The organism is Candidatus Omnitrophota bacterium, from assembly GCA_028717245.1.
Classification (GTDB): Bacteria; Omnitrophota; Gorgyraeia; order Gygaellales; family Profunditerraquicolaceae; genus JAGUYA01.
Window position 1 is genome coordinate 200,727 of the sequence record JAQUOD010000001.1, and the last position, 12,014, is coordinate 212,740.

Annotated in this window: 10 protein-coding genes; all 10 read right to left on the minus strand. The window is 35.3% G+C overall.

Annotated elements, in window-relative coordinates:
- Positions 1-2: 2 nt before the first annotated feature.
- The 10 genes from PHV44_01125 to PHV44_01170 are packed head-to-tail and all read right to left on the minus strand — an operon-like array spanning position 3 to position 12,005.
- On the minus strand, positions 3-662 hold the full coding sequence (locus PHV44_01125) for a formyltransferase family protein (GenBank protein ID MDD5591884.1): 660 nt from the start codon (positions 660-662) through the stop codon (positions 3-5).
- Positions 663-669: 7 nt separating this feature from the next.
- Positions 670-1,761: an aminotransferase class I/II-fold pyridoxal phosphate-dependent enzyme gene (locus PHV44_01130; GenBank protein ID MDD5591885.1), complete on the minus strand. Its 1,092-nt coding sequence runs from the start codon at positions 1,759-1,761 to the stop codon at positions 670-672.
- Positions 1,746-2,753, minus strand: a complete 1,008-nt coding sequence (locus PHV44_01135; protein ID MDD5591886.1) for an SDR family oxidoreductase — start codon at positions 2,751-2,753, stop codon at positions 1,746-1,748. The genes PHV44_01130 and PHV44_01135 overlap by 16 nt, the downstream gene beginning before the upstream one ends.
- 12 nt (positions 2,754-2,765) lie before the next feature.
- Positions 2,766-4,643 (minus strand): hypothetical protein, encoded by a 1,878-nt coding sequence (locus PHV44_01140; GenBank protein ID MDD5591887.1) that lies wholly within the window; start codon positions 4,641-4,643, stop codon positions 2,766-2,768.
- Positions 4,644-4,646: 3 nt separating this feature from the next.
- Positions 4,647-6,482 (minus strand): hypothetical protein, encoded by a 1,836-nt coding sequence (locus tag PHV44_01145; GenBank protein ID MDD5591888.1) that lies wholly within the window; start codon positions 6,480-6,482, stop codon positions 4,647-4,649.
- A 20-nt stretch (positions 6,483-6,502) separates the two neighbouring features.
- Positions 6,503-7,885 carry a radical SAM protein gene (locus tag PHV44_01150; protein ID MDD5591889.1) on the minus strand — a complete coding sequence of 461 codons (1,383 nt, stop codon included), beginning with the start codon at positions 7,883-7,885 and terminating at the stop codon, positions 6,503-6,505.
- Positions 7,882-9,171 (minus strand): DegT/DnrJ/EryC1/StrS family aminotransferase, encoded by a 1,290-nt coding sequence (locus PHV44_01155; GenBank protein MDD5591890.1) that lies wholly within the window; start codon positions 9,169-9,171, stop codon positions 7,882-7,884. Before PHV44_01155 ends, PHV44_01150 begins: the two co-directional genes overlap by 4 nt.
- Positions 9,159-10,154: a Gfo/Idh/MocA family oxidoreductase gene (locus PHV44_01160; protein ID MDD5591891.1), complete on the minus strand. Its 996-nt coding sequence runs from the start codon at positions 10,152-10,154 to the stop codon at positions 9,159-9,161. The genes PHV44_01155 and PHV44_01160 overlap by 13 nt, the downstream gene beginning before the upstream one ends.
- Positions 10,144-10,917, minus strand: a complete 774-nt coding sequence (locus tag PHV44_01165; GenBank protein ID MDD5591892.1) for a glycosyltransferase family protein — start codon at positions 10,915-10,917, stop codon at positions 10,144-10,146. The genes PHV44_01160 and PHV44_01165 overlap by 11 nt, the downstream gene beginning before the upstream one ends.
- The gene (locus PHV44_01170; protein MDD5591893.1) at positions 10,914-12,005 is read right to left on the minus strand and encodes a hypothetical protein; all 1,092 of its coding nucleotides are present in this window, start codon (positions 12,003-12,005) and stop codon (positions 10,914-10,916) included. The genes PHV44_01165 and PHV44_01170 overlap by 4 nt, the downstream gene beginning before the upstream one ends.
- Positions 12,006-12,014: the final 9 nt, after the last annotated feature.

The window sequence follows — 12,014 nt, forward strand, 5'->3', positions numbered from 1 at the left end:
TCTTATCTATTAGCATTATATTCAAACTTATGGCCATACAATTCTATGTACGCCCCGGGCATACCAGGATAGGCAGTCGCCTTTACGCGTTTTTTTATCTCTTCCTGCGGCATAGCCGCTTCTATTCGGCATAATTCCTCTAATTCTGAGCGAGTATAGGGCTTCCTCTTCCATGTTTCGTTAGAAAAAGGAATGATATTTTTAGTGAGAATAGAGTCCATAATTTCATAAAATAAAGTGTACATACATTCGTAACTTTTTATACTTAGGGTATATACGGAATCATTTCTTAACATTGAGAATCTTTTAACCGCGATTATTTTACCGCTATCGACATTCTTTTCCATTAAATGGGCGGTAATGCCGTAATACTTTTCTTGATTGTATATGGCAAAATTAAAACAGCCTATACCCGGATACTCTGGCGGGCCAGGATGAAAGTTTATACTCCATAATGCTGTTTTATTTAAAATTTGCTCCGGAATTAGCCACGGAGACAAATAAGAGATTAATATATCCTGAGAGCCGTTGAGCGCCTCTAGAGGAATAGATTCTCCTCTTTCCCCTTCATAGATAGCTACAGTATCAAAGTTTTTCTTTAAGTATTCTTTCACTTCATTAACTGTGGGTTTATCCGGTTTAGTAAACAGAGCGATTTTCATATTAATATTAAAGCGATTCTTTTATAATCTTACATATATAGCGTATATCGTTTTCAGAATTTAGCGTCGAACTCGGCAAGCATAAGCCTTTTTCGTAAATATAGCGAGAATTATCGTAACGTCCTTGTCTATATTTTTTATATGGAGGGAACTCTGTCACGGGCATAAAGATCCTACGCGTGGGAATTCCCTTTACACTTAATTTTCTCCTTAATATTACTATGTCAACTTTATCACCGAAAGTAATGCAGGTGAGCCAAGAAGAGCTATCTGCCCCCTCGTACTCGTCTTGAAAACGGATATTTCTGATTCCCTTCATTTCATTTCGGTAAATAGCCTTAAATCTCTTTTTCTTGGCAAGGAACCCATTCAATCTCTTTAATTGCGCCAGGCCTAAAACCGCTTCTATATTAGTCATTCTGTAATTGAAGCCGACTTCAGGATAGAAATACCCCCTTGACTCATCCCGAGCTTGGTTTACTAAAAACTTTATGTGTCCTAATCTCTTTTTGCTATTCCCCACTACCATACCGCCGCCACCCGTAGTTATTATTTTATTTCCGTTAAAGCTAAAACAACCCAAATCTCCATATGTCCCTGTATATTTTCCTTTATATTTTGCCCCGAGGCTCTCGGTAGCATCTTCTATCACATAAATATTGTATTTGCGTGCGATTTTCATTATTTCATCCATATTACAGGGATTACCGTAAAAATGGACAGGTATTATTGCTCTGGTCTTTTTGGTTATTTTTTTTTCAATCTTTTCAGGAGATATGTTCCAGGTTCTTATATCCACATCTACAAAAACCGGCTTTGCCCCTACATATATAACAGGGTTTACTGTAGCGATGAAGGTCAGATTCGGAACAATTACTTCGTCTCCTTTACCTATCCTAAGCTCATATAAGGCGATATGCAGGGCAGCTGTACCGCTCTGCGTTGAAACGGCTTTTTTTGTCTCCAAATATTTAGCAAATTTTTCTTCAAATTCTGAAACATAAGGCCCGTATGTGGAAATGAATCCTTTATCAATAGTTGTATTAATATAATTTTTCTCCAAGCGGCCAATATTAGGGGCGTCTAGTTCAATAAACACTCTTTCTCTCCTAAGTCTGGCGAAGTATTGTAGTACTTTTTATCCTCGGGGTTATTAATTAGGCCTGACTTCAATAAATTAAGAACTTCCTTTACTCCGTCTACAACTGTGAATTCCTTTCTAATGTTTAATAACCTTCGAAGCTTTGAAAAATCTACCTTATAATCCCTTAAATCATACCCACTTTTAACTAATTCTATTTTAGTTTCCGGCATAAATGTTTTAACAATTTGGGCGATCTGTATCTTCTGATAATTCTCTTCATTGAAACCCAGGTTAAAAACATTATTCTTGACCCTTTCAAAATCTTTAACCATTTGGATAATTATCTTGGCGGCATCAACCACATGAATATAGGGCCTTTGACTGTAAGGAAGAAAAATATCCAAATATTTCTTGGTGTGGGCATTCATCGTGAAATCATTTACGGTCAAATCAAACCTCATTCTTGGCGAATAACCATATACGGTAGAAAGCCGGCAGATAACCCAATCTAAATTTTTAACCTTATCCAATAAATGCCTCTCCACTCCTACCTTTGTTTCTGCATATAAAGAAAGGGGCTTTAAGGGCGATTCCTCGTTTGCCATGCCTTGCGAGACTCCGTAGTTAGAACAGGTTGATAAAAATATGATGCCGGTAGCTTCTGATTTCTGAATTTTTTCTATTAACCGTATAGACATATCATAATTAATAAGGCGAGTTAATACGGGAAATTTTTTGCTCGCAGGGTCCCCCACTACTGCAGCTGCGTGGATAATAATATCTATGTCCTTTAAGAATCCATCCAGCAATTCCTCCCTGCATAAATCCTCTCTTATAAATTCATAATTAGGATTATGGGAATACTCTAAAGGAACTTCCTTATCAAACCAAAGATGGTCAACTACCCTTACTTTAAAATTATTACGCAGGGATAAATCTGCAATTACTGAGCCGATATATCCGGCTCCGCCAGTTATTAAGATCCTTTTTTTTAGATTTGTCCCCATTATTCGTATTTTTTAATTAACCTGATGCGCCGTTTGACTTGATAATGTTAATTCGTACAGATTATTTCTCAATCTTTCCAGGGCCTTATCATCATCAAAGGCATCGTATTCTCTTATTTCTTTCTCACTGATGACATCTCGGCAAGTAAATCTTCCGTTTAAAATATCATTCAATTGCTTAAACAGAAGGTCTTTATCCTCAAATACAAATATGTTTTCATATTTCTTGGCGAAGGGATGGCATTTATTGCCTGTATTATCAAAATAAAGGGCGTTTTTACCGCATATCAATGCTACTGTTGACGGGCTGTTTAATCCCATACTTACACATACATCCGAAACAGCCAAAGCTTCCTCAAAACCAAATTCTAAAGGGTTCAAATAGAAAAAGTTAGTGCAACTTGTCAAGCCATCATATATTTTTCTATATTCAGCAGCTCTCTCCCCCAGATATCTTAAGACTATTTGTTTATCAACTTTTGGTTTTAACAAAACATTGATACCCTTATTATTTCTACAGAACTCTTTTATTATTTCCAGATATCTAAGAAAAAAACTGCTGGTAAGATGCAAGCTATCGTCAAAAGAATTATCAAAAAATGTCACTATTTTCCCCCCATTCTTGATATTAAGTTTTTGAGAAATAATTTTTTCTTTATTACCAATCGCCTGATTAAATTCCTGCTTAAATATGCATCCAATATTAATCTTGGTATCTATAAAAGTATACGCCGAGTGAAAATCATAATGTATGTCGCTCCAGGTAAAATAAATATTATGCGCGCAGAAGGCATAGCTGTATCCTTTAAAAGCGGTTAAATCGCTCCAGTTGAAAATAGTATTTTTTGCGCCATATTTGTTTAGAATAATTGTTGTTACATTATCATCGTAGTTTATTGATGAAATATTGTATTTTATCCTGTATGAATTCATTAATACTTCAATGGGAAAACACCTTTTATGGAATAAAAATATATAATAGAATAGGTATGATTTTTTGTTTAAGAGCAATCGTAAGTAAGTTGCTAAAGGTAGTAAAAAATAGAAGGACAAAATATCAAAAATATTTTTGTTGATATTAATCCTTAATTCCGGCACAGAAACAGTATCAAAACCTCTTTTATTTGCTTCTTTAAAAAAATTATCAACTCGGTCTTGGTATCGGTTATTAAATTCCAATATTAACAAATCGCTTTTCTTAAATTTAATATTATCTACCACGATATCATCCCTTAGTGTCTTTTGGTAGAACCCTGATGCAGCTTCTTTGGATATTTTATAGTCCTTTATACTTTTGTTAAAAACCACCCCCCTTCTAATGAATTCTATAAATAACCATCCGTAATATAAGCATAGAAAAAACGGTTCCCACAAAAGAAATACATGCTTTATCTTATATTTAACTCCGTATTTTGCTTCCATGTATCCAAGCATAAAATCATTAATAGGGTTTTTACTGATCAGTATAGCTCTCTCTTTTAAACCAGATAACCTCACTGAATGCAAACTCTTTAATAAGATAAACACATGGTTTGAAATTTCCCTCTTTATATATGCTTCAAATTTGTCTGTATTAAGAATTCTATTGTAATAGCTAATGACTTTATTATCATTTCCAATTATTTTATTGTAAAAATTATTAGTTAAATCCACTGTTTCCGCGTGAATTTCATATATTAAACCCTCATAATCTTCTAAACATGTTTTATATTCTTTAACTGATTTTTTAACATATCCCCTGACAAAAGGAATAAGGTTTATGCACGGGGGTATTTGAGAACCGATTATTGTCAAGCAATGATTCCTGATCCAGCACCATAAAATAATATTCAAATTTTCAAACTCGTTTCTTCCGAATAAAGCGATATAATTTTTTCTAATGCTTAGCATAAATTACTTCCCATTATGCTGAAAAACGCAGCATTCTAACTTAGAATACAAAGAACTATCTGACAATTTAATATCTACTTGATATTGTTTACCATCGGACTCCAGAAAATCTTTAATAAGCGGCTTAATATCATTAAATTCTTGGAATGTAGTGAGGCTTTTACCAAAGAATTCTCTGGCGCCTTTCCTAATGGAAAGGCCTTCCCTAACAAAAGCTAATACCGGAATCTTATTTACTGCTGCCTGGTAAAAGGAAGAGCTTGGATTGTCGGTTAAAAACATATCGCAATTTTTCAAATTTGTTAATAAGGAATCCATCCTAGCAGAAACATTTGTAAACTTTCTGGTTGTAATATATTTATAAATTGGGCTTATATTCCCGCTATTTAATGTCGGCAGGCCTTTCCAGATAAAATCATAATCGGTTAACGTAGACAGAAAATCTATCAATTGTAATTGAAATCTGTAATACCATGTGGATGTATATTCAGCCCCGTCCAGCCTGTTTATTGTTTCCTGAAAAAAGCCCGGCGCATAAAGTATTCTTTTCTTCCTTTTATTAATAGATTTACGCCTTATCCGCGATAACTTTAACCAATCAACATTAATCATAATTTTGGTCTGATACCCCCTACGCTTAGTTACCATTTCAAAATATTCTTTCCCTTCATCGTCATTGGCGAAAAAAATATCTGCAAAACGAAGCTCTGTTATATCCCACATTAAATTTGCGAAAACATTACCTCCATGGCAGCCGGAGACATTTGTAATACTAGCACTGTTTTTCCCCAGATGCACCAGGGCCTCGTTTACCGTTAAGTTATTCAGGTAAGGATAAATAATATACTTAAGATTAACTTTTTCTGTAAAAGACAAAAGGGTATCATAAAATGCGGTTAACTTAGGAATATAACTCTCAAAAAGATAATCTATGCGCGGTTTAATCAGGTTTTTAAAATCGATACCGCAGAGTTCTTTCCAGGTGTCAAAAATAAAGTCTGAAATCATACTTTTCTCACGTGGCGGATTAAAAGTCTTATTTATCAAAAAATCTATTTCTATCTTTGCGCTTGGTGAATACCTATAAATCTTTTCATCTTCCTTTTTTATAAAAACATTCCAACCGTTTTTATAGAAATCCTTAATCCACAGCCTTACCCCATAATCAGTCCCTATAAAAAGAACTGATTTGTTGGCATGGATTTTTGACCTGCCATTTAGCTTGCATTTAATTCCGGTCAATAAACTATCTATTGCAAAGCGTAACTGCCGCACAATAACCTTAGTTTTTCCAGAACAAGGCACTCTTTTCCTCAATCCGGGAGAAGGCAATAGATGATTAATAATTTTTATATCCTTATTTTTACAAATAACCGGCAATACATGATAAAATACTGAATTATCTACCATATAAATCCTATCATCAATATATTCTTTAAAATTATAGCCATAATATACTATTGACTTACAAGAAAATTTATCGAGTATTTTCTCTATAAGTTTTGTATAAATATAAATGGGGTCAAGCAGCAACCTTAAATTATAGAAAAGAAGATCGCCTATTTCTAAATTTCTAGCTTTAACCTCGGCTATTTCTTTAAAAACCCTATTTAATTCTTGAGAAATTAACAACTCTGTATTAAATAATTTCTCCGACATCCGATAGAAAACGGTTAATTCTGATTCAGACAGGCAATCTTCAAGAATTAGGTAGGATATATTTCTCCTACCTAATTCAAAACATACATCAGGATTTAAAGCTACTATTTTTAAGCCGCCCGCCATGAGGTCCCTATCAAACCTCTCAGCAAAAATAAGCGTAGTAGTATTATTTACCATCGTCTTTAAAAGTTTAAATTTTAATGGCGTGTTCCTCTAAAGGAATAATCATTTTCATAATAGACTCTTCGGAAATCTTCTATACATTTATCTTCCATGTAGTCGTAATAGGACGTTATTATTTTTTTATTAGCCTCAAACATTAAATCGGTAAATTCATCGTCCGGGATTTCGGTGAAATTCACTGTTAATAGCTCTAAATTTTTATGTTTGCGATAAAAATCTTCCGGCCCCTTCAGCAGCCCTTTTTTAATGGCTAAATCGTAAAGAGGAGACCCCGGATACGGCGTTACCGGCCTGATTGTCCTGAGCTGTCCATAATCATTATATTTATGAAGAAAATCCAATGACCTCTTTAGCGTTTTTTGATTATCGCCAATATTCCCGAATATTATATTGAATAAAGGCCGGATTCCTCTCTCAAGAGTAAGCCTTATTCCATTCTCTATATCAATGGTAGTTAGTTCTTTATTCATCTTTCTTAAGGCATCGTCGTCGAATTGCTCAATACCATAATCAATAGCAACGCACCCGCTACGCTTCATTATGTCTAATACTTTAGCATTGGCTTTATTTAGCCTGCCTGTACAGAAATAATTAATATTAAGATTATTTTTTAAAAATTTTCCACAGATATCAAAGATTCTTTTTTCATTTAGCATAAAGAGTTCATCAAAGAACCATACGTAATTTATATTATAATCCCGTTTATATTTTTTAACCTCTTCAACTATATTATCCGAGGAACGAAGCCTTATGTCTTTTTCCAACCGATAGCAAAAATTACAATGATAGACACATCCTCTCTGCGCACTAACGCTTATACCCCGATCCAACGGCGAAGTAAAATACGTCGATTTAATGTAGAATTCCATAGGCAGCGAATCCAAATAAGGCGAAGGAATTGAATCTAGATCCATAATAGGCTTTTCCCTGGGATTAACGATAACCCTATCGCCGTCACGAAAGGCAATCCCATTAACGTTTGATAAATTTTCGTTATTATCAAGCGCCTTAATAATATTTAAAAACGGTATTTCTCCTTCTCCCATAACAACAGCATCTGCTCCGCAATATCTTATAAAATATTCCGGGACAGGAGAAGGCCCGTGTCCCCCTAAAACTATAAATGGTTTCTTTTTTAAACTCGTTATTGCATCGCAGATCTTCTTTATCTTTATGTGTTGAAAATACCCCGCAACGAAACCCATAGCAACAACATCAAAGTGATTTCTCTTCAAGTATTCATGAAGATGGTCCTCATTATAATGGTAGACATCCTGGCAATAATAGGTTGTCTCTCTGTATCCGTGTTCCCTTAAATAAGCTGCAACATAGGTAATCCCGATGGGTAAGATATTATCCCTGCTTTCGTTATCATATAAAACGAATAAAATTTTCATCTGTATTTCCTTTCTAATAAAGTTATGATTTTTTCTATGCCTATTGCAATATCCCGCATATCGGATTTACGATGAGGCATTCTGACATATTCGTTTATCATCATCTGTTCAAAGTGCAGTTTTTCCGCATTAGGGCAAGTGCCTTTAAAATAATTTGTCTTTATATTCTTATTTTCTAAGGCGCTCCAGGGGTAACCATTTTTGAATGCCTTCTTTTGCCGATATAAAGGCTGCAAATAGAGCGGCTTTGTATATCCCGCAGAGAACTTAACCCCTTCAGCATTCATCAAATCAATTATTTTCTCCCTTTTTACATTGTATTTTTCCGATAGATAACGCAAAGGATAAACATAATATGTACTATAACAATTCTTTCTTTCTTTCGGAGTAATAAAACAATCAAATTTATTAAGGTTGCAATTTAAATATTCAACTAACCCTAGTCTTATTTTATTGAAATTATTTAACTTTTTTAATTGCTCAATACCAATGGCCGCCTGTAATTCTGTTAGCCTAAAATTAAAACCGACTATATTAACTATATTCTTGTAACCGGCGTTATCAACTACGGCTTCTCCATGATTTCTTATTAATGCTAACCGGTAAGCGAGTTCCCGATTGTTCGTTACACAAACTCCACCCTCCCCTGTCTGTATTGTTTTATTTACATTTAAACTAAAAATACCAATATCTCCAAAAGTTCCTACATATTGCTCTCTATATTTTGCTCCATGCGCCTGAGCGCAGTCTTCAATGATTTTTAAATTATGTTTTTTTGCTATTTTAAGAATCCCAGACATATCTGCGGGAATGCCGAATTGATGCACAACTAATATCGCTTTTGTCCTAGGTGTTATTTTTTCTTCGATGGATTCCGGCTTTAAGCAACCTGTGTCTAACTCAACATCCGCAAAAATCGGGATTGCTCCATAAATCAATGCACAGGCTGCGCAGGCAGACATTGTATAAGGCGAAACGATAACCTCATCCCCGTATCCTAACTCAAGTGCCCCAATTGCCGCATAAAGCCCGGAAGTTGCGCTATTCATGGAAATAGCATACTTTATGCCATAGTATTCTGCCCATATTTTCTCTAGCCTACGAACCCATGGTCCCCCCCAAAAACTAAAAGGCGGGTCGGGTTTATAGGACCCTTCAAATAAAGAAAACTGTCCCCTTTTAAGCACTTTTAATACAGCGCGCCTCTCCTCTTTGCCTGTAGTAATATTACCAAGCCAGGGCTTTGTGCGAACCGGCCTACCACTATTGATAGCTAATTTTGCCATTTCAATGCCCTATCTCTTATTTCCCATAAAGACACCATTGTTTTACTTACTTCTTCGATTCCAATTTCGGACAATATAGCTGCGTCATTATCCGCAAGATAATCTATAATCTTATTAAATAAATTCCTAAGGGGAGATTCGCTCTTTAACATGGTGATTTTATTAATATTTCTTAATTCTTTTTCGCCTGAGTTGTTTATTAAAACTTTATCTATAAAAATATTTTCCCCGAAATCCATAATTCTTATTCGGCCGGATTCAAGCCTCATTTCTATCTCATATAGCTGATAATATTCTTCTGGAAAACTTTCCATAAAAATTTTTGCATCTGGATAATCCAGGGATATCAACTTGGCATCCACACAGAAATCATTTCCTCTACCCTTAGCGCCGATTTCAGCTGAAATCACCCTGAATTCTGAACCTGTAATCATGCGTAAGGTATCCAAAATATGTACCCCGTTATTTAATAAACCGCCGTAATATATGGCGCGGATTGACAGCATCTTCCCAAAATCGCCTCTTTTTATTATTTCTCTTACTCTTTGCAACCCGCGATGGAACCGGTAGGTGTGGTTAACAATAAGTTTAGTGCAAGTGTCTGCCAACATTTTTTTAATCTTAATTAATTCTGCTTTATTTAAGCATATTGGCTTTTCCACAAGAAGGATTCGCGGACGATTAGTATGCTGCAAAATTTTTTTTGCTAAAGTAAAATGAGTGCGGTTTGGGGTACACAGTAAAATTATGTCTAACTTCTTGTTATCTAAAAGCTCATCCACATTTACATATTTATCTTTTATGCCCCACGTCCTGCAGAATTTATTCAGTTTTTTAATATCTTTATCGCATGCTGCTTCTAAATCTATATTCTTATTCTTTCTGCATACCTTAGCATGAGTGAAAGCGCCATCTTTATTATGGGGGGCATCAAACAAACCTGCTATTTTTCCTGTTCCTATAATAGCGGCTTTATATTTCATCTTTACGATATTGCTTCCAGCGTCGGTAAATATTCTTATTTGTTGCAATCAACTCGGGATGTTTCTGTAAAAATTTAATTACATCGTGAATTGTAAAATTTGGACTAACCGGGTATAAGTTCTCAATGACGGCCTTGATAATTATAAAATCTTCCTTTGTATCCAACTCAATCGCTATATCTGGACAGTATAATTGGGGCGGGGCCTCAATATTATGAAGACGGTAACGCTTAGGGTGCTGCCTGATATATAATGTCCCGTGTTCTCTCACATCGGGGGAAACTGCTCTTTCTGAAGCATCCTCTAAAGTACTTGTTGAATAAACCTCGACCTCTGCGCCGGAAGGAAAAGTGGTCTTTAAATCATTACTTACAAAATCATATTTATCCATATTTTCAATATAAAACTTAATCATATTATCGATAATTTCCGGGTCAACAAGCGGCCCGTCACCGAATATTTCTACGCCTATATCTGCATCATAAGTTTTTAATGCATTGAGTATCCTATCCAGAACATCCTCCTCGCTTCCCCTGAAACAGGCTACTCCTATTTTTTGACAATAGGCTTCAATGACATTGTTCTCGGGATTCAAGGAGGTGGCAACGACTATCTCATCAATTAATTCGGACATCATTACTCTTTCTACTAAATACCCCAATATAGGTTTTCCTATAATATCTATCATAACTTTACCGGGGAGTCTCTCTGAATTCATTCTTACACAAATAACAGCAACTATCTTAAGACCCTTATCTTTCATTTTGCGATAATTAAATCTACAATGTTTTGCAGAATATCATCTCTAACAAAAGGAAATCGTTTAATAACTTTGCGCTCGTTTTTCAACTCCCCGGAAATATTTTCCTTTAACCAATCATAAAGGTTATTTTTATCATAAATACTTTTTATAATATTAAGGCGGACTGCAGTACATAACTGTGGCCCTATGAGATGAGGTTGATAAGACACAACTAAGCATCCTAAAATAGCTGCTTCTAATAACGCCATTGAACGCATGCCGACTACCAAGTCGCTATGCCAAAGCAACGATAATAAATCCGCTTTTAAAATGGTAAGCCACCCTACAACTCCGTCGCCTAATGGCGCTAATTCGCCCCTTTGGTAGCTAGGGTGCAATTTTTCTATAACTGTGCAACTTTTTCCGATTTTCCTTAAAGCATCAAAAATATCTTGCCTAACAGTATGTTCGGTGTATCCGATGAATTGTCCCAGCAGACCCGATTCGCCTGGACTTGAGCTATAATCGACACTATGGGTTTCATGTAAAAAAGCAATTATCGGTTTAGGTTTATCTTGAATAAAATCCGGCGGGGCTGGCGGAGTGGTTAAAAATTTCTCGGCATCAAATGTAAAAATAGACAGGGACGGGTTTCCAGTTATAAATAAACGGTCTAACGGAATCCCTTCAGCGGCAGCTTCATTTCGGGCTTTTTCATCTTGGCAACAAATAATATCCGGTAAATAAGAAAGCTCACCATCCTCTTTTTGGAATCTAAAATAATAATTAAACCATTCATCTAAAATAACAATGCTTCTAATCCCAAGTTTCCTGGCCGCTATGATTAAAAGACGTTCCGGGCTATGATAACGCGTAGTACCACACACTATAGCTATTGGGGAGATTTCTTTTAGAAGATTAACTGCTGCCGCTTCAGAATTGATATCCTTGGATTCTATAACTTTAATGCCTCGGGTATCAAATAACGTTAGCATCTCTTCTGATGTAGCTAGCAAAGGGATAAAACCTTTATTTTGTATATATAATAACAGAGGAGATAAGTTCCTTGCTCCTCCAACATCCGTAGCACAAAATAATAGCTTTTTCATTTCAGCCTT